Annotated in this window: 16 protein-coding genes and 2 pseudogenes; 12 read left to right on the top strand and 6 right to left on the bottom strand. The window is 57.8% G+C overall.

All coding sequences use genetic code 11. From position 1 onward, the window contains the following. The first annotated feature begins 5 nt into the window (after nt 1-5). The 4 genes from AC07V0_RS11180 to AC07V0_RS11195 are packed head-to-tail and all read left to right on the top strand — an operon-like array spanning nt 6 to nt 3,303. Nucleotides 6-842 carry an ABC transporter permease gene (locus tag AC07V0_RS11180; protein WP_167331172.1) on the top strand — a complete coding sequence of 279 codons (837 nt, stop codon included), beginning with the start codon at nt 6-8 and terminating at the stop codon, nt 840-842. After that, nucleotides 829-1,629, top strand: coding sequence for an ABC transporter permease (locus AC07V0_RS11185; protein WP_064619278.1), 801 nt, complete (start codon nt 829-831; stop codon nt 1,627-1,629). The genes AC07V0_RS11180 and AC07V0_RS11185 overlap by 14 nt, the downstream gene beginning before the upstream one ends. After that, nucleotides 1,626-2,615 (top strand): ABC transporter ATP-binding protein, encoded by a 990-nt coding sequence (locus tag AC07V0_RS11190; protein ID WP_007936172.1) that lies wholly within the window; start codon nt 1,626-1,628, stop codon nt 2,613-2,615. The genes AC07V0_RS11185 and AC07V0_RS11190 overlap by 4 nt, the downstream gene beginning before the upstream one ends. Nucleotides 2,616-2,649: 34 nt before the next feature. Next, nucleotides 2,650-3,303 carry an HAD family hydrolase gene (locus AC07V0_RS11195; protein ID WP_018925173.1) on the top strand — a complete coding sequence of 218 codons (654 nt, stop codon included), beginning with the start codon at nt 2,650-2,652 and terminating at the stop codon, nt 3,301-3,303. Between the two features lie 167 nt (nt 3,304-3,470). On the opposite strand, the gene AC07V0_RS11200 is transcribed toward AC07V0_RS11195, so the two are convergent. Continuing rightward, the gene (locus AC07V0_RS11200) at nt 3,471-4,433 is read right to left on the bottom strand and encodes a zinc-binding dehydrogenase (RefSeq protein WP_019579685.1); all 963 of its coding nucleotides are present in this window, start codon (nt 4,431-4,433) and stop codon (nt 3,471-3,473) included. A 140-nt stretch (nt 4,434-4,573) separates the two neighbouring features. Here AC07V0_RS11200 and AC07V0_RS11205 point away from each other — a divergent pair, with 140 nt between their 5' ends. Continuing rightward, a complete protein-coding gene (locus AC07V0_RS11205; protein ID WP_167331168.1) occupies nt 4,574-6,655 on the top strand; it encodes a carboxy terminal-processing peptidase in 2,082 nt (693 codons plus the stop codon). Nucleotides 6,656-6,789: 134 nt separating this feature from the next. Next, nucleotides 6,790-8,580: a bifunctional diguanylate cyclase/phosphodiesterase gene (locus AC07V0_RS11210; protein ID WP_086945808.1), complete on the top strand. Its 1,791-nt coding sequence runs from the start codon at nt 6,790-6,792 to the stop codon at nt 8,578-8,580. Between the two features lie 293 nt (nt 8,581-8,873). Here the strand turns inward: AC07V0_RS11210 and AC07V0_RS11215 are convergent, their stop codons facing one another. The 4 genes from AC07V0_RS11215 to AC07V0_RS11230 form a co-directional block, all read right to left on the bottom strand. Further along, nucleotides 8,874-9,197 (bottom strand): hypothetical protein, encoded by a 324-nt coding sequence (locus AC07V0_RS11215; RefSeq protein ID WP_026286336.1) that lies wholly within the window; start codon nt 9,195-9,197, stop codon nt 8,874-8,876. Nucleotides 9,198-9,717: 520 nt separating this feature from the next. Then, nucleotides 9,718-10,032 (bottom strand): hypothetical protein, encoded by a 315-nt coding sequence (locus AC07V0_RS11220; RefSeq protein ID WP_086945809.1) that lies wholly within the window; start codon nt 10,030-10,032, stop codon nt 9,718-9,720. Between the two features lie 163 nt (nt 10,033-10,195). Beyond that, nucleotides 10,196-10,585 (bottom strand): hypothetical protein, encoded by a 390-nt coding sequence (locus AC07V0_RS11225; RefSeq protein WP_245852788.1) that lies wholly within the window; start codon nt 10,583-10,585, stop codon nt 10,196-10,198. A 277-nt stretch (nt 10,586-10,862) separates the two neighbouring features. Then, nucleotides 10,863-11,984, bottom strand: a complete 1,122-nt coding sequence (locus tag AC07V0_RS11230; protein ID WP_086945811.1) for a GlxA family transcriptional regulator — start codon at nt 11,982-11,984, stop codon at nt 10,863-10,865. 99 nt (nt 11,985-12,083) lie between these two features. On the opposite strand from AC07V0_RS11230, the gene AC07V0_RS11235 reads away from it, so the two are divergent. From AC07V0_RS11235 to AC07V0_RS11260, 6 genes and pseudogenes are all read left to right on the top strand, one after another. Next, entirely contained in the window at nt 12,084-12,956 is an 873-nt protein-coding gene (locus AC07V0_RS11235; protein WP_019582762.1) for a substrate-binding periplasmic protein, read from the top strand. A 77-nt stretch (nt 12,957-13,033) separates the two neighbouring features. Continuing rightward, complete coding sequence (locus AC07V0_RS11240) at nt 13,034-13,822, top strand: amino acid ABC transporter ATP-binding protein (protein WP_086945812.1); 789 nt, start codon at nt 13,034-13,036, stop codon at nt 13,820-13,822. Further along, a complete protein-coding gene (locus AC07V0_RS11245) occupies nt 13,822-14,478 on the top strand; it encodes an amino acid ABC transporter permease (protein WP_019582764.1) in 657 nt (218 codons plus the stop codon). The genes AC07V0_RS11240 and AC07V0_RS11245 overlap by 1 nt, the downstream gene beginning before the upstream one ends. Beyond that, entirely contained in the window at nt 14,475-15,158 is a 684-nt protein-coding gene (locus tag AC07V0_RS11250; protein ID WP_028940989.1) for an amino acid ABC transporter permease, read from the top strand. Before AC07V0_RS11245 ends, AC07V0_RS11250 begins: the two co-directional genes overlap by 4 nt. A 4-nt stretch (nt 15,159-15,162) precedes the next feature. Next, the gene (locus AC07V0_RS11255; RefSeq protein WP_086945813.1) at nt 15,163-16,590 is read left to right on the top strand and encodes an amidase; all 1,428 of its coding nucleotides are present in this window, start codon (nt 15,163-15,165) and stop codon (nt 16,588-16,590) included. Between the two features lie 89 nt (nt 16,591-16,679). Further along, a pseudogene (locus AC07V0_RS11260) lies at nt 16,680-17,084 on the top strand (alanine racemase C-terminal domain-containing protein); the annotation flags it as partial. Between the two features lie 220 nt (nt 17,085-17,304). Here the strand turns inward: AC07V0_RS11260 and AC07V0_RS11265 are convergent. Beyond that, nucleotides 17,305-18,206, bottom strand: a pseudogene (locus AC07V0_RS11265) (transporter substrate-binding domain-containing protein). Nucleotides 18,207-18,227: the final 21 nt, after the last annotated feature.

The raw sequence follows: 18,227 nt of genomic DNA on the forward strand, positions 1-18,227 counted from the left end.
ATGCCATGACCCGCGGTAAATGGCTGGCCGCTCTGTGCCTGGTGCCCTTCGCGATTTTCTTCTTCGTGTTCGAGATCGCCCCGCTGCTCTGGGTGATGATCAACAGCCTGCAATCGGAAGAGTTCGGTTGGGGCCTGGCCAACTTCAGCAAAATATTCAATTCGAAGTTCTATTTGCAGGCGATCCAATACAGCCTCGAGATCAGTTTCTGGTCCAGCGTATTCGGCATCGTCATTGCCGTGCTCGGCGCCTACTCCCTGCGTCGGGTCGACTCGAAACTGCGCAACTTCGTGAATGCCTTCGCCAACATGACCAGCAACTTCGCCGGTGTGCCCCTGGCCTTCGCGTTCATCATCTTGCTGGGGTTCAACGGCACCTTCACCATCATGCTGAAACAGGCCGGAATCATTCAGGATTTCAACCTGTACTCGAAAACCGGGCTGATCATTCTCTACACCTACTTCCAGATTCCCCTGGGCGTGCTGTTGCTCTACCCGGCCTTCGATGCCCTGCGCGAAGACTGGCGTGAGTCCGCCGCCTTGCTCGGCGCCAACGGCTGGCAATTCTGGCGACACATCGGTCTGCCGGTGCTGACCCCGGCGCTGCTGGGCACATTCGTGATTCTGCTGGCCAACGCCCTTGGCGCCTACGCCACGGTCTACGCGCTGACCACCGGCAACTTCAACGTGTTGCCGATCCGTATCGCGGCGATGGTGTCCGGCGACATATCCCTCGACCCGAACCTCGCCAGCGCCTTGGCCGTGGTGCTGGTGGCGTTGATGACCCTGGTGACCATCGTGCATCAGCTGCTGTTGAAGAGGAGCTACCATGTCTCGCGCTGAACTGGGGCCCGTCGGTATCTACCACCGGGTCATCGTGTATTTGCTGTTTGCCATTCTGTTATTGCCGCTGCTCGGAACCTTGATCTACTCGATCGCCAGCAGTTGGTCGGCGACGATTATGCCCAGCGGCTTTACCTTCAAGTGGTACATCCAGCTATGGAGCGATCCACGTTTTCTCGACGCATTCGGTCAGTCGTTGCTGGTTTGTATCGGCTCGCTGATTCTGTCGGTGGTGCTGATCCTGCCACTGCTGTTCGTGGTGCATTACCACTTCCCGAAGCTCGACGCGCTGATGAACATCCTGATCCTGCTGCCCTTCGCGGTGCCGCCGGTGGTGTCGTCGGTGGGGCTGTTGCAGCTCTACGGTTCGGGGCCGTTCGCGATGGTGGGTACGCCATGGATTCTGATCGGTTGCTACTTCACCGTGGCGCTGCCGTTCATGTACCGGGCGATCACCAACAACCTGCAAGCGATCAACCTGCGCGACCTGATGGACGCCGCGCAACTGCTCGGCGCCAGCACTTGGCAAGCAGCCTTCCTGGTGGTGTTGCCGAACCTGCGCAAGGGGCTGATGGTCGCGTTGCTGCTGTCCTTCTCGTTCCTGTTCGGTGAGTTCGTGTTCGCCAACATCCTCGTCGGCACCCGCTACGAAACCCTGCAGGTCTACCTCAACAACATGCGCAACAGCAGCGGCCACTTCACCAGTGCGCTGGTGATTTCCTACTTCTTCTTTGTGCTGGTTCTGACCTGGGTGGCCAATATCTTGAACAAGGACAAAAGCGAATGAGCTATGTAAGCGTCCAACATCTTCAGAAAGATTACTCAGGCACCACCGTCTTCAGCGACATCAACTGCGAAATCAGGAAAGGCGAATTCGTCACCCTGCTCGGCCCGTCCGGTTGCGGCAAGTCCACGCTGCTGCGTTGCATCGCTGGCCTGACCTCGGTGGACGGTGGCCAGATTCTGCTGGAAGGTCACGACCTCGTCCCACTGAGCCCGCAGAAACGCGGAATCGGCATGGTGTTCCAAAGTTATGCGCTGTTCCCGAACATGACCGTGGAGCAGAACGTCGCCTTCGGTTTACGCATGCAGAAGGTCAACGCCGACGACAGCCAAAAACGCGTCGCCGAAGTGCTGAGACTGGTAGAACTCAATGACTTCGCCGCCCGCTACCCGCATCAGCTGTCCGGTGGCCAGTGCCAGCGTGTCGCTCTCGCTCGTTCGTTGGTGACCCGGCCTCGGCTGTTGTTGCTGGATGAGCCGCTGTCGGCGCTGGATGCGCGGATTCGCAAGCACTTGCGCGAACAGATCCGTCAGATCCAGCGCGAACTCGGCCTGACCACGATCTTCGTCACGCACGATCAGGAAGAAGCCCTGACCATGTCTGACCGAATCTTCCTGATGAATCAGGGAAAGATCGTACAGAGTGGCGATGCCGAAACCCTCTACACCGCGCCCGTCGACGTGTTCGCCGCAGGCTTCATCGGCAACTACAACCTGCTGGACGCCGACAGTGCCAGCAAACTGCTGCAACGGCCGATCACCCACCGCATCGCGATTCGCCCGGAGGCCATCGAGCTGAGCCTGAACGGCGAACTCGACGCACAGGTGCGCAGCCACAGCCTGTTGGGCAACGTAATTCGCTACCGGGTGGAGGCCCGGGGGGTGGAATTGGTGGTGGATGTGCTGAACCGCTCGGCGTCCGACCTGCATCCCGATGGTCAGCGCCTGGCACTTTCCATCGATCCGACAGCCCTGTGTGAGGTAGCCTGATGACCTTGCTGATGTTGAAGAGAGAACCGTACTGATGGCCCTGGCAATTTTTGATCTGGACGAAACCCTGATCCACGGCGACTGCGCCTCGCTATGGAGCGAACAGATGGCCCGCCTCGGCTGGGTCGATGGCGAATCCTTCCTGCGTCGCGACAAGGAATTGATGGATGCCTACGGCAGGGGCCACCTGGCCATGGAGGACTACATGGCCTTCAGCCTGGAGCCGCTGATCGGTCGCACGCCGCAAGAGCTCGAGCACTTGGTGGCGCCCTGGGTCGAAGATTTCATCGAACCGATCATCTTCAGCGACGCCACCAAAGCCATCGCCGCCCACCGCAAGGCCGGCGACCGGATTCTGGTGATCTCGGCCTCGGGCACGCATTTGGTCAAGCCGATTGCCGACCGTCTGGGCATCGACGAGATTCTCGGCATCGAACTGGAAGTGGCGCACGGGGTGTACAGCGGCAACACGGTTGGCACCCTGACCTACCGCGAAGGCAAGATCACCCGCTTGCTGGAATGGCTGGACGCCGAAGAGGAAAACCTTGAAGGCGCGAGTTTCTATTCCGATTCACGCAACGATCTGCCGCTGCTGCTGAAGGTGGATTTCCCGCATGTGGTGAATCCGGATCCAGTGTTGCTCGAACACGCCGAAAAAGCCGGCTGGCCGATCCATATCTGGAAATAACCCGGATCCCCTGTGGCGAGGGAGCTTGCTCCCGCTGGGCCGCGAAGCGGCCCTGAAATCAGTCACTGTGGCTAGCCAGGTAAAACCGGTTTTCAGGTTTTGCGGCTGCTTCGCAACCGAGCGGGAGCAAGCTCCCTCGCCACAAAGGCACTCACAGGTTCATGTTGTCAGCTCAGGCTGTCGTCAATCACCAGCACCAGCTTGCCCGACACCTGATTGGTCGCCAGCTCCGCAAACGCCGCTTCGGCGTCCTCGATCGCAAACGTCCTGGCCAGTTGCGGGCTCAAACGCCCTTCGGCAAACAGCGGCCAGACGTGCTGGCTGAGATCGCTGAACAAATCGGCCTTGAACTGCTCGTCGCGATTGCGCAGGGTCGAACCCAGCAGTTGCACGCGCTTGGCCAGCACCTGCGCCAGATCCAGCTGCGCTTCACGACCGCCCATCAAACCGATCAACACCCAACGGCCATCGCGAGCCAGCAACTTGAGGTTCAGCGCCGCATAGTTGCCACCCACCGGATCCAGGATCACATCGAACGGCCCCAGATCGTTCAAACGCTCCAGATCCTTATTGCGCACCACCCCACCCTGGGCACCCAGCGCTTCACAGTAGGCCAGACGATCCTCGGAGCCGACGCTGACCCAGCACGGGTTACCAAACGCCTTGCACAGCTGAATGGCAGCTGAACCGATTCCACTTGCTCCGGCATGCAGAAGAACTTTCTCACCCGGTTTGAGCGAAGCCAGTTGAAACAAATTCAGCCAGACGGTCGCATACACTTCCGGCAACGCCGCGGCCTCGGCCAGGGACAATCCTTCGGGAACCGGCAACACATGCCGTCCGTCGACAACTACCTCTTCGGCCATCCCACCCCCGGCCAGCAAGGCGCAAACCCGATCTCCGACCTGCCAGGACGAGCCCGGGCCGACCTCGCTGATCACCCCCGAACACTCAAGACCCAGTGCTTGACTGGCTCCCGGCGGTGGCGGATACAGGCCCGCTTTCTGCAACAAATCGGCTCGATTGAGTCCCGCTGCCGCCACTCGGATACGAACTTGTCCTACATCGCACGTAGGACTCGGCTCCTCAACCCACTCCACTCGCCCCTCAACGCCTTGCAATGCTTTCACAGTGCCTCCATAGTGAGTCTGGACTGAGCCCGAAGCTATAGCGCCGGGCTTTCTTGCATTATGCGACCGGCCCTTGTGGGAACCGGCGACTTCAAAGACGGCCTAATATGCGTGATCAATTGTCCCCGCGTCGAATCAGCATGAAGCATTTTTTCCCCAGCACCGCCCTCGCTCTTGTCATTGGTCTCGGTCTCTTGCCGATGTCGAGCAATTCGTTCGCAGCCAACAGCTGGGACAAGCTTCAGCCCGATCGCGACGAAGTCATCGCCAGTCTGAACGTCGTCGAATTGCTCAAGCGTCACCATTACAGCAAGCCGCCGCTCGACGATGCGCGCTCCGCGATCATCTACGACAGCTACCTCAAGCTGCTGGATCCATCGCGCAGCTACTTCATGGCCAGTGACATTGCCGAATTCGACAAATGGAAAACCCAGTTTGACGACTTCCTCAAGAGCGGCGACCTGAACGCCGGGTTCACCATCTACAAGCGCTATCTGGATCGCGTCAAGGCGCGTCTGGACTTTGCCCTTGCCGAGCTGAACAAGGGCGTCGACAAGATCGACTTCACCACCAAGGAAACCTTGCTGGTCGACCGCAAGGATGCCCCTTGGCTCAAGACCACCGCCGAGCTCGACGACCTGTGGCGCAAACGCGTCAAGGACGAAGTGCTGCGGATGAAGATCTCTGGCAAAGAGCCGAAGCAGATTCAGGAAACCCTGACCAAGCGTTACAAGAATCAGCTGGTGCGTCTGGACCAGACCCGCGCGGAAGATATCTTCCAGGCGTACATCAACACCTTCGCCATGTCGTACGACCCGCATACCAACTATCTGTCGCCGGATAACGCGGAGAACTTCGACATCAACATGAGCCTGTCCCTGGAGGGCATCGGCGCCGTGTTGCAGAGCGATAACGATCAAGTCAAAGTCGTGCGCCTGGTGCCTGCCGGCCCGGCCGACAAGACCAAGCAGGTGGCTCCGGCCGACAAGATCATCGGCGTGGCCCAGGGCAACAAAGAGATGGTCGACGTGGTCGGCTGGCGCCTGGACGAAGTGGTCAAACTGATTCGTGGGCCGAAAGGCACCGTGGTGCGCCTGGAAGTGATTCCGGCCAGCAATGCGCCGAATGACCAGACCAGCAAGATCGTGCCGATCACCCGCGAAGCGGTGAAGCTTGAAGATCAGGCGGTGAAGAAGTCGATCCTCAGCCTCAAGCAGGATGGCAAGGACTACAAGCTCGGCGTCATCGAGATCCCGGCCTTCTACCTGGACTTCAAGGCCTTCCGTGCCGGCGATCCGGACTACAAGAGCACCACCCGCGACGTCAAGAAGCTGCTGACCGAACTGCAGAAAGACAAGGTCGACGGCGTGGTCATCGACCTGCGCAACAACGGCGGCGGTTCCCTGCAGGAAGCCACCGAACTGACCAGCCTGTTCATCGACAAAGGTCCGACCGTGCTGGTGCGTAACGCCGACGGCCGGGTCGATGTACTGGAAGATGAAAACCCGGGCGCGTTCTACAAAGGCCCGATGGCGTTGCTGGTCAACCGTTTGTCCGCCTCGGCGTCGGAGATCTTCGCCGGTGCGATGCAGGACTATCACCGTGCACTGATCATCGGCGGCCAGACCTTCGGCAAAGGCACCGTGCAGACCATTCAGCCGCTGAACCATGGCGAACTGAAACTGACCCTGGCCAAGTTCTACCGGGTTTCCGGCCAGAGCACCCAGCATCAGGGCGTACTGCCGGACATCGATTACCCGTCGATCATCGACACCAAGGAAATCGGCGAAAGCGCCCTGCCGGAAGCGATGCCGTGGGACACCATCCGTGCGGCCATCAAGCCGGCGGTCGACCCGTTCAAACCGTACATCACGCAGCTCAAGTCCGAGCATGATATGCGCTCGGCCAAAGACGCGGAGTTCGTGTTCATCCGCGACAAACTGGCCCTGGCCCAGAAGCTGATGGCCGAAAAAACCGTCAGCCTCAATGAAGCCGACCGTCGTGCACAACACGCCGATATCGAAGCCAAGCAACTGGCCATGGAAAACATCCGTCGCAAGGCCAAGGGTGAAGAGCCGCTCAAAGAGCTGAAGAAAGAAGACGAAGATGCCATCGCGGCCGAGCCGGACAAGACCAAACCAGAAGACGACGCCTACCTGAGCGAGACCGGGCGGATTCTGCTGGATTACTTGAAACTCAACACTGCGGTCGCCAAGCACTAAGTGCTTACAATCAGGATGATGGCAATTTAGTGCTGACGCTCCCCGGAGTGTCATCAAATAGACATCATTCTGTCGTGAAATAAAGGACTGGGAGCTTTGCGCTCCCAGTCCTTTTTTTATCGCCAGAGATCGCCATGACCACAACCGAACAGCTGAGTGCCTTGAGCTCAATACTGACTCAAAGCGGTTTGCACAGCCTGTTCCAGCCGATCATTTCTCTCTCCGAACGACAAATCATCGGCTACGAAGCCCTCAGCCGTGGCCCCTCCAACAGCCCGCTGCACTCCCCCATTGCCCTGTTCGCGGTCGCTCGCCAGGCCGGTCGCCTCAGCGAACTGGAAATCGCTTGCCGCCAAAGCGCTTGCCGACGTTTCAATGAACAGCAACTGCCCGGCAAACTGTTCCTCAATGTATCCCCGGAATCCCTGCTCGAAGCCGCCCACCAACCCGGACGCACCCTGCAACTGCTGCAGGATTTCGGCATACCGCCGAGCCAGGTGGTGATCGAACTCACCGAACAGACCCCGACCGACGATTTCCAGTTGCTGCAAACCGCCCTGCATCACTATCGGGCGATGGGTTTTTCGATTGCACTGGATGATCTGGGCGCGGGTTATTCAAGCTTGCGGCTGTGGTCTGAATTGCGGCCGGATTACGTCAAGATCGATCGGCACTTCATCGACGGCATCCATCAGGACGCGCTCAAACGTGAATTCGTCGGCTCGATCCTGCAGATCGCCAAGGCGTCCCGGGCAAAAGTGATCGCCGAAGGCATCGAATTGCCAGAAGAACTCGCCGTGCTGACCGAAATGGGCGTCGATCTTGTGCAAGGCTATCTGCTCTGCCGGCCCCAGGAGCATCCGCCCCGCGATGCCCGAACCTTGATGCCCAAACCAACCAGCGCCGCAGCGATGCTGAACGAGGACGCCAGTGACCTCAGCGCCCTGCTCAACGACCAACCGGCGATGGCCAGCGACACCCCGACCGCCACCGTACTGGAAGCCTTCCGCCGCCAGGCCAACCTGAACTCCCTGGCGGTGCTCGACAAGCAAGGCCGGCCGTGCGGCATCGTTCACCGTCATTCGCTTTCGGATGCCCTGCTCAAGCCCTTCGCCACCGACCTGTTCGCCCGCAAACCCATCAGCCGCTTGATGAGCGACGACTTCCTCGCCGTGGAACTGAGCCAGTCGCTGCAACAGGTCAGCCGCTTGATCACCAGCCGCGCCCGCCAACGCATCGAAGAAGACTTCATCATCACCCTCAACGGCGGCTATCTGGGCCTGGGCCGAGTGATCGACGTGCTCAAACTGATTACCGAACTGAAAATCCAGCAAGCCCGCTACGCCAACCCGCTAACCCTGCTGCCGGGCAACGTACCAATCCAGCAATGCCTGACACGGCTGCTGCAACAGGAACGGGAATCGGTGATCTGCTACGTGGACATCGACAGCTTCAAACCTTTCAACGACATCTACGGCTACGGTCGCGGGGATGAAGTCCTACTGTGCCTGGCGCAATGCCTGAACGACCGCGTCGACCCATCCCGCGACTTCGTCGGCCATATCGGCGGCGACGACTTCCTGCTGGTGCTCGGCCCGGAAGACTGGCGCAAACGCCTCAACCAACTGCTGGACGACTTCCACAGCCAATGCCGACGCTTCTACCGCAGCGAACACCTGGAAGCCGGCTGCTTCATCGCCCCCAACCGCCAGGGCGTAAGACAGGAGTTCCCGCTGCTGTCCCTGTCCATCGGCGTGGTGCACCTGCATCCACAGGCCTGCGGACAGCTCGACGCGAGCCAACTGGCGGAAATGGCCTCGCAGGCCAAACACCACGCCAAGAATGTGCCGGGGTATAGCGTGCATGTGATTGATAGCCTGGCGGTGCCAGTCGGCGAAGAGACACTGATCTCAGGCCGGCGGTGATCACCAAAAAAATCGCAGCCTTCGGCAGCGCCCACAGGCGCGCAGGAGCTGCCAAAGGTTGCGATCTTTTGATCTTGCTCTTGTGTGGCGAGGGAGCTTGCTCCCGCTGGGCTGCGCAGCAGCCCCAACCACCACAACTCCCACCCTGTGGCGAGGGGGCTTGCCCCCGTTGGGCTGCGGAGCGGCCCCAAAACCTGCATTCCGGATTTGTCAGCTACACTGCGGGGCTTGGTTTGGCGACCGCTTCGCAGTCGAACGGGGCCAAGCCCCCTCGCCAAAAAAACCACTCGGTTCTAGTCCGAAGATCGAGCCCGCAACCGCCGCCCAATCACATCCAGCACATCACAGCCATCGCGCAGTGGAATGGCACAGAGCAAGGCAAAGTCGCTGAGGATCATCGAATCGCACTCGACTGAACCACGCATGGACAGGTTCTCAAGCACTTGGGTGACGGCGCGAATTCGGTAGCTGGCGGCTTCGGTCAAGATATCCAGCGGTGCATGGGTGTCGACAAACAGGGTGGGCATGTCGGTGCAGTTGCTGGTCAACGCCATGAAGCGGTTTTTGGGGTGGGGAATTGGTTTTTCGTAGGGTGGATCAGGATGAAGTGTTGGCATTTGAGACCTTCCGATGAAAATGGGAGCTGCCAAAAGCCTTCCTACAGGCTTGGGTGGCAGCTATACGCGGGGTAGGAATACCGAGCATCGGAAACTCGACCACGCCGAAACGTGCCCGCGCATAGCCGCCGCGACAGATATTACGGACGCACATAGACGGCCGCAAATCTGACTTCGATTGCTAACGCATTACCGATGCTCAAAGGGTTCCTACACCCCCTCACTGATATTCAGTGACCACTAAAGCCTATCGATTGAACTCACTGCGCACCAGCTCACGAAAACCGCCACAACTTGAAGGAAACTTCCGAAGACCTTGCCCAGAAATTTCGCTCAAAAAAGGCAAACGTGGGGGAAGGCTTCGCTGAAGCCTGGGTTGATTTCTCCACCTTGGGTAGGTCGGTTTCGACCTATAGCTGCCGGTGGCGACAGGCAGAAATCGACCCATAGCGGCCAGTCGGCAGCTAGCAGGTGAAATCCGCTGAGAGGACGCTAGAGAGCATCCGTCATCAAGCTATTTTCAATATGCCTCACCTTCATCTCCTTCAATACTGCCTGCGAGTGCTTTCGCAATTTTCTTGGCCTTAATGATTGCCGCATCGCTGTAGACGAAGGAAATCATCCCCCTGCGATAATCAAAGAGATACTGTTGCTGTGTTAGTGGAGACGTCCAAATTGCTGAGTTTTTCCCGCTGGAAACAATGGTTTCACCGGTGACGGGATTTCTGCGAGCAAACTCGTTTTCTAGCTTCATCGATGGATCACTTACGCAAAGTGATTGCCATTCTTCAAGAGCTATTTCCATTGGTCTGACAATATGAAGTTCGTAGGCCATAGGTGTGCCGGCTCCTGACTTTTGGCTGTATGTGAAGAGTTTGTGAGACACCTAAATGTCAGTGACGGCTGAGGCTAGCGACTGACGGCAGAGGTGTCCAGTGACTCCTTCCGGCCGATTGTGCCCGTTGCAGATGTCTGCAATAGGGCTGCTGAATTACCTTTTAGAAAGCCGCAGCATCGGTGATAGCTGCCTCATATGCATGCTTCTCAAATGTGAAGGGGCCAACACCGTCTATGATTTGAGGCTCTTCATAGCCGTTCTCGTAAGCAAAGGAATCCCAAGTGAAACAGTCATCGTTTTGGCGAACATATACTGAGTAGGCGCCACACCCGATGTCGCCGCACTCGGGGCAGATGTAAAGGAGTATACGACCACTTTCTGTTTCAGCGTGTTCGCGTAAAAGTAGGCGAGAGTTAGATAGGCTGTTTGGCTCCGGGAAGCCCTTGACGAAACAGCCCATGAAATCTGAATGACCACCATCAGCTAAGACGAGAGCATTGAGCAACGAACGTTCGTCAATCAGAAAATCGATGGAGAATCGTTCGGCCACGGTGCAGCCATTTGAGGAGCTTCCCGGACGAAACAACTGTTGAAATGTGAGGGAACTAGTGTCCATCCTGCGAACCATTTAATGCACTGAATGTGCGTGGGATTACATACAACATTGAAGGGAGGGGCAAGGCAAATTTCATCGGTTGATTGACCGCTTTTGGCCGATTTCTGCCCTTCACGAACGGCAGAACTCACAACCAAAAGCTGCCTGTCGAAAAACCGTTAATCTCATTCCAACTTGGTCTTCACATTCTGCCCCGCGACCGATCAATGCTTCACTGCCTATACAAAAAAAACTTCCCCCCTTGGGTGGGTGTCGCTTTTTGCATCAACTCTTTGCGCAATTTTCCGGGGGACATGCCAAACATGTTCTGAAAATGTCGAATGAAATGGGGCGCATCGGCGAACCCGCATTCGAAAGCGATTTCCCCGATATGTCGATCCGAGCTGATGAGAAGCCATCGGCCAAACCTGAGTCGAACGTGGCGATAGAATTGGGCCGGAGTGTTACTGGTTTCAGCGACAAACAGCCGCTCCAGTTGCCGTTTGCTGGTACCGACAAGGTTCGCGATTGTGTCGATATCCAAGGGCTCGGTCATGTGCTTTTCCATCAGCATCACGGCTTCGTGCAGGCGCCTGTTCGAAGAGCTGGCGTAGCCAAGTGCCTTGCGCCGGTCGACGAAACTGCCGGAGCTGCGTTTTGCGACCGTCATCTGATGAACAACTTTGCCGGCCCGATCCGGGCCGCAATGCACCCCAATAAGATGGATGGCCAACTCAATCACCGAGATACCGCCTGCGCAGGTGATCCGATCCTTGTCGATGAGGAAGTCACTGTTGCTGACAAAGCGCAATCTGGGGAACAGACGTTTCCAGTCGTCGCAATGGTAGGCATGCACGCAAGCAGTACGTCCCTCCATCAGGCCATGTCGAGCAAGCACGAAGCTGCCCGTGCATAGACCGATCAATGGCACGTCAGCGGCTGCCGCCTGATGCAGAAATGCCGGATAAGTCTTTGGTGCTGCCTCAAGGGAATCAAGCAGTCCACCAATCACCACGATGTAGTCAAATTGATGAGGATGGGTGAGTTCACTGTCGATAGGTACATCCAGTCCGCAACTGGATATGACTCTTTGCCCAGGGGTACCGAGTACTTTCCATTGGCATCGTATCGGGCGGCTCTGATCACCCGTATCGGCAGCATGTCGCAACGCATCGGTCAGCCCTGAGAGTGACAGCAAGGGGAATCGCGGCCACAAAACAATACCAATAGACAACTCGGTGGCGCCGCGTCGGCTTGGCGGATGTCGTGCCTGACCATTATCAAGCCCTTCCACGAGGCTGTCGCTGGAGGCCTTGGGCAGTACATCCCCGAAATGTCGCAAATGTTCAATCATTTATGCAAACCATCCAACAAGTTATACCGCTGATCACCATACGATGAGCTCCTGCCTAACACCATGCTGTTCATAAAAAAAGCAATCGAGGAGCACGTGATGAAGAAGCCCAACGTTCAACGTTTTTCCGGTATTTATGCGGGTCTGCTGGTATCCATGCTGGCCTCGGCACCGGCACTCGCACTGGAAACGGTAGAGCCGGGAAGCCTGACTATCGCGTTCACTGGCGATATGCCGGGGACCGGTTATCAAGACAGCCGGATGGTCGGCTACGACGGTGAAATCCTTCAACAAATATCTGAGAAGCTGGGGTTGAAGGTTAAACCTGCCTTGATGGACTGGGCCGGCACCATCGCCTCAGTACAAGCTAAACGCGTGGATGTGATGGCCGGCACCATGGGCTGGACCGAACAGCGCGCGAAGATCATGACCGTGAGCGACCCGATTCACTATTTCAAGAACGGGATCACCCAGACCGACAAGACCAACTGGAGCAGCCTCAAAGACTTGCAGGGCAAGAAGGTCGGCACCATCACGGGTTTTTCGTTCATCCCTGAGATGCGCAAGATCGAAGGGCTGCAAGTAGCGTTGTACGACACCTCCGATGCCGCGGTGCGCGATCTCCTCGCCGGGCGCATCGATGCAGTGATTGGCGATCCTCCGGTCATGCAATACGCCATTTTTCGCAACGAGCAGTGGCACCTGCACTTCAACGCTTTCACCGACAACGATCCGAATTTCCCACTGCTGACGGGTCTGGGTCAGGTGGTGTACGGCTTCAATAAAGGGGCCAGCCCACAGCTGGTGGCTGCCGTGAACGAGCAGATCCAGACCCTCTGGAAAAGCTGTGAAATGCGCAAGATCGGTGCCCGCTACGGTCTGACTCAGGATGTCTGGTATGTGCCGGAAGGCAAGGACCTGAGGCTGGGTGTCGACCGCCCGGCGGACTGGAAACTGCCCGGCTGCAAATAAGCGCTTGAGCGGATGAATCGGCCTGATGGCCCGTGCCGATTCATCGCCATGTCTATAACAAAAAGAGGTTAGCCAAGATGTCGACCCCGTCCGAACCTGCATTGCTGCGAGTGCATGACCTACACAAAAGTTATGGTGATCTGGAGGTGCTAAAGGGTATCAACCTGGAGTTGAAAGCCGGTGAAACCCTGTCATTGATCGGCCCCAGCGGGTCGGGAAAGTCCACTTGCCTGCGTTGCATCAATTACCTGGAAAAACCCACTCGAGGCGATATCTGGCTGGGTGACGAGTTGATCGGGCAGATCAAGGACGGTAAACGCATACGTCTGATGAGTGATCGGGAAATGGCTCCGCAGCGACGCGAGATCGCGATGGTGTTCCAGCTCTTCTACCTCTGGCCACACTTGAGCGTACGCGACAACGTCGCACTGGGGCCGATCAAGGCACAGGGTATGCCGCGCAAGCAGGCCTATGAGTTGGCTGATGCCATGTTGGAAAAAGTCCATCTGCGGCACAAGGCCGAGGTCTATCCCGAGCAGTTGTCCGGCGGACAGCAACAGCGGGTCGCTATCGCCCGCGCGTTGGCCCAACAACCTAAAGTCATCCTGTTCGACGAGCCGACCTCGGCGCTGGACCCCGAACTGGTGGGTGAAGTACTGGCCGTGATTCGTGAGCTGGCGCAAGAGGGTCGCACCATGATCATGGTGACCCATGAAGTGCGCTTCGCTCGGGATGTGGCGGATCGGGTGATCTTCATGGACGGCGGACACATTGTCGAGCAAGGGCCTTCGGCGCAGGTAATCGACAACCCAAGCCATGAGCGCACCCGCAGTTTTCTTGGGCGCATGGCCATGGAGGGCGCTTGATGGCGAACTTCGAGGTCTTTCTCGGGCTACTGCCTCTGTTGTTGAAAGGCGCGCTCACCGCCCTGGAAATCGCGCTGTGTACCTTGCTGCTGGCGAGTGCCGGAGGGGTAGTACTGGCGGTGTTGCTGACGTTCAGTCGGTCACGGGTGTTGCATGGGGTGATCGGCTGTTTCATTGAGTGGATGCGCAATGTTCCCGCGCTGGCGCATCTGTTCCTGATCTATTTCGGTCTCTCCTACCTTGGCATCAACTTGCCCGCGTGGCTGGCCGCCATCGTTGGCTTGAGTCTGGTGGGCAGCGCGGTGTTGGCCGATATTTTCCGCAGCGGCTTGCAGTCGCTGCATGTCGGTCAGCATGAAGCCGGGTTGGCTGTCGGTCTGAGCCGGATGCAGATTTTGCACTGCATTCTCTTGCCCCAGGCCCTGCGCGTGACGTTGCCTGCGTTCGCCAACTACGTCACGCAATTGGTCAAGGACACGTCCATCGCCTCGGCCATCGCTGTGCCGGAAATAATGTTCCTGGCGCGCAATCTGGTGACCTCTACCTTCCAGACTTCACTGATCTATTTGGCTGTGATGTGCATCTACGCTGCGATGATTTTACCGATCGGTGTGGGATTCATTCGGCTCGAACGTCATTTTGGGAGCGCGCGATGATCAGTTTTTTTCAGCAATACCCGGTGTACTGGAGCGACTGGATCGCTCGCCTATTGCTCGGTGCACGGATCACTGCCGAATTGTCCCTGATGGGGTTCGCTCTGGCGGTCGTGCTGGGGGCGTTATTGGTCTGCGCGATGAGAAGTCCAAGTGTCATCCTAAAACGGTTGGCAACGTTCTTTATTCAGAGCATGCGCGCTGTACCTCTTCTGGCGTTGCTGCTGGCTCTGTATTTCGCGTTGCCCAGCCTGGGTTTGACGTTGTCCGGCTATTGGGCCGGGGCCATCGGTCTGGGTTTGCAGGGTGCCGCTTACGTTGCGGAAATCCTCCGTGGCGGCCTGGATTCGCTGCATCGCGGCCAGCGCGAAGCCGCCATCGCCATCGGACTGACGCCACTGAAAGCGTTTACCACCGTCATCCTGCCGCAAGCGATTCGTGGCATGTTGCCGCCACTGCTTAACGCCTACGTGTCGATCCTCAAGGACAGCTCGTTGTGCGCTCTGATCGCCACCGATGAGTTGATGCTGGCGGCGCGAGCCATCGCTTCGGAAACCTTCCTGCCAATGCATGTCTTCCTGCTGGTAGGGCTGTTCTATTTTGTTATCGCTTTCCCTCTTTCAATGCTGTCGCGTGTGCTTGAAAAGCACTTTTCACGCGGGCGCAAAACCGTGCGAGGTTGAACATATGAGCACCATAGATCGAGTTACTTCCCACAGCATTGCCCAGTTGCAGCAGGCGCTGCAGGCTGGATCGCTGACTAGCGAAGCGCTGGTTCGTGCGCAACTGGCGCGCATCAAGCGCTTTGACGAGCAGCTCAATGCCTATGTCGAGGCCTATCCCTCGCGTGCTTTGAACGCGGCCATCGCCGCTGATCGCCAGCGTGCGTCCGGTATACACCTGGGACCGCTACATGGCATTCCTCTGGCGATCAAGGACTTGTTCGAGATCGATGGCCAGGCCATCACGGGTGGATCATTGGCACAGGCACCGCGTGTTTCGAGGTTGACCGCCACTGCAGTGCAACGCCTGGAGCGTGCCGGTGCAATCATTCTTGGCAAGACCCATACCGTCGAATTCGCTTTCGGTGGCTGGGGCACTAACGCGGTGATGGGCACGCCGTGGAACCCGTGGGACCGTAACGTGCATCACGCTCCGGGTGGCTCAAGCAGCGGCTCGGCAGTGGCCGTGGCCAGCGGGTTGGCGAGCGCTGCGTTGGGCACCGATACCGGCGGCTCGGTGCGGATTCCGGCGGGCATGTGCGGCTTGGTCGGGCTGAAAACCACACGTGGGCTTATCAGTCGCCATGGCTTGATCGAACTGTGTCCTTCGCTGGATTCGGTAGGGCCTATCACCCACACCGTTGAAGATGCGGCGTGGATGTTGGATGCACTGCTGGGCCCGGACCCGCTGGATCCGGTTTCGGCCCAGGCACCTGTATTCAGCGCCGCTGCCGGTCTCAATCAGCCGGTAGCCGGTTTGCGCATCTGGGTGTTGCCACAGGCCGAACGAGCGCATGTCGCTCCCGGGGTGCTGAAGGCTTACGATTTGGGGCTCAAGCAGTTGGCCGCGTTGGGCATGCAACTGATCGAACAACCGCTACCCACGTCGTTGGAGCAGTGCATGCGCATCGCTGGTGGGCTGATGAGCGCAGAAGGTTATGCCAGCCTGGGTAGCTTGTTCGAGCGCGACGATCTGCGTTTCGACCCCCATGTTCAACGTCGCGTACTCAGTGGTCGCGACATCGACGCAGCGTCGTATATCCAGTTGCACAATCAGCGCCGCGCCGCTCGGCACGCCATGCAGGAGGCCATGACCAACATAGACGCATGCGCTTTCCCGACCAACGCTATTGGCAGTGTGCCGTTGGATGAGGTCGATGAATATGGCACGCCACTGGCCTTGTTGGGGCGGTTCGCCAACTTGCTGAACCTGTGTTCGGTGGCGCTACCCATCGGGCTCGATGAAAAGTGCATGCCGGTCTCGATGCAGATTGTGGGTCGGGCATTCGCCGAACCGCTGATTCTACGCATCGGCCATGCCTATCAACAGGTCAGCGATTGGCACACGCTACGGCCTGAGGGCTGGGAGCTGGCGGACAACGCGGTTGCATGATGGATACAACTGCTTGATATGTCCTTGGGTATCACCCTGCCAACGCTCCAAGTTAAAGTAGGATTAGAAAGTGTCAGCTATAAATCTTCATGCAGGTCAAGTCATATGTGGCGTCTGTTAATCAATACCCTAAAGGCAATACAGTGGGGTATGACCGAACAGTGACACTGAGTCGTGATTCAAAGCTTGCGAATATTCCAGTGGGCTACTCTGATGGCTATCGTCGAGCGTTTACCAATAAAGGCGTTGTCCTTATAGATGGGCAGCGTGCTCCAGTGGTAGGAAAGGTCTCAATGAATACACTCATGGTGGACGTGACAGATATCCCTGCTGTGCGCGCTGGCGATCAGGTGGTGCTCTTCGGTAAACAAGGCGACAGTGAGATCACCCAGAGTGAACTTGAAGAACTCAGTGGGACATTGCTGGTGGACCTTGCTACCGTTTGGGGGAGTAGCAATCCCAAAGCCCTGGTGGCGGATAAAGCCTCCGACTAACCAGTGAGGGGGCTAGTCGCTACTGCGGTGGTAACGCTCACACAGTAACGACTTTTGGCAGTGACGCTCGCTGGTCACTGCCGACCCGTGACGACTAAAACGGTGCTGACGTTCAAGGCTGTTTTATTCTCCAGAGCCTTGAAGCAGCCAAGGCGACCAAACAGGTCAATTTGATAGGGCTGCTCAACCCGACTTTACGGGGATGGACGCTCAGCTGAAGCTACTGCACCGGATCACTCACCGGCTTGGCAATAATGGCCTTGAGTTCGCTGGTCATCGGGAACTCCAGGTTCAAGCCTTTAGGCGGAATCGGCTGTTCGAACCAGCGCTGGTAGATCCCGTTGATTTCCCCGGAGCTGTACAGCTCGCCCAGCGACGAGTTCACCAGCGCGAGGAACTGCGGATCATCTTTGCGTACCATGCAGCTGTAGATTTCCCGCGACTGCTCTTCCCCGACCACCACCCACTTGTGCGGATCGCGGGCCTTGGCGCGTTCGCCGTAGAGCAGCGCATCGTCCATGTAGAACGCCACCGCCCGACCGGACTGCAACATCTGGAAGGCTTCACCGTGATCCTTGGCGCTGATCACGAACATGTCGATCTTGTGATCGACGTTGTAGCTTTTCAGATAGCGTTCGTTGGTGGTGCCGGCGGTGGTTACCACATTCTTGCCGCGCAGATCGGCGAAACTCTTGATCCCGCTGTCATTGGCCGTCAGCAATTGACCTTTGACATAGATAAACCCATAGGAAAACGCCACCTGCTTTTGTCGCTCTGCGGTAACGCCGGTCGAGCCACACTCCAGGCAACGGTACCGTTCTGCACCAGCGGAATGCGGGTTTGCGATGTCACCAGGTTGTACTTCACCTTGAGGTTTGGCAACGCCAGCTTCTGCTGCACCCGCTCGACGATCTTGCTCGCCAGGTCTACCGAGTAGCCCATGGGTTGTCCCGAGTGATCGCCCACGTAGGAGAACGGCACTGAAGCATCGCGATAGCCCAGGGTGATGCTATTGGCGCTGGCAATTTTGCTCAAGGTAGGACCCAGCGATGCTTCGTCAGCATGAGCCTGAGTACCTAGCAACAGGCCCAGGGTGCAGCCGATCAACGTGATTTTTTGCATTGTTATTCTCCGTTGTGGGTG

The organism is Pseudomonas sp. GW821-FHT01E10 (assembly GCF_059422365.1).

Bases quoted from the DNA above. Each gene is read 5' to 3' on its own strand.
- AC07V0_RS11215 (WP_026286336.1), bottom strand. From the start codon at position 9,197: ATGCCAACACTTCATCCTGATCCACCCTACGAAAAACCAATTCCCCAC.
- AC07V0_RS11235 (WP_019582762.1), top strand. From the start codon at position 12,084: ATGAAGAAGCCCAACGTTCAACGTTTTTCCGGTATTTATGCGGGTCTG.
- AC07V0_RS11230 (WP_086945811.1), bottom strand. From the start codon at position 11,984: ATGATTGAACATTTGCGACATTTCGGGGATGTACTGCCCAAGGCCTCC.
- AC07V0_RS11195 (WP_018925173.1), top strand. From the start codon at position 2,650: ATGGCCCTGGCAATTTTTGATCTGGACGAAACCCTGATCCACGGCGAC.
- AC07V0_RS11240 (WP_086945812.1), top strand. From the start codon at position 13,034: ATGTCGACCCCGTCCGAACCTGCATTGCTGCGAGTGCATGACCTACAC.
- AC07V0_RS11210 (WP_086945808.1), top strand. From the start codon at position 6,790: ATGACCACAACCGAACAGCTGAGTGCCTTGAGCTCAATACTGACTCAA.
- AC07V0_RS11220 (WP_086945809.1), bottom strand. From the start codon at position 10,032: ATGGCCTACGAACTTCATATTGTCAGACCAATGGAAATAGCTCTTGAA.
- AC07V0_RS11180 (WP_167331172.1), top strand. From the start codon at position 6: ATGACCCGCGGTAAATGGCTGGCCGCTCTGTGCCTGGTGCCCTTCGCG.
- AC07V0_RS11255 (WP_086945813.1), top strand. From the start codon at position 15,163: ATGAGCACCATAGATCGAGTTACTTCCCACAGCATTGCCCAGTTGCAG.
- AC07V0_RS11205 (WP_167331168.1), top strand. From the start codon at position 4,574: ATGAAGCATTTTTTCCCCAGCACCGCCCTCGCTCTTGTCATTGGTCTC.
- AC07V0_RS11190 (WP_007936172.1), top strand. From the start codon at position 1,626: ATGAGCTATGTAAGCGTCCAACATCTTCAGAAAGATTACTCAGGCACC.
- AC07V0_RS11245 (WP_019582764.1), top strand. From the start codon at position 13,822: ATGGCGAACTTCGAGGTCTTTCTCGGGCTACTGCCTCTGTTGTTGAAA.
- AC07V0_RS11185 (WP_064619278.1), top strand. From the start codon at position 829: ATGTCTCGCGCTGAACTGGGGCCCGTCGGTATCTACCACCGGGTCATC.
- AC07V0_RS11250 (WP_028940989.1), top strand. From the start codon at position 14,475: ATGATCAGTTTTTTTCAGCAATACCCGGTGTACTGGAGCGACTGGATC.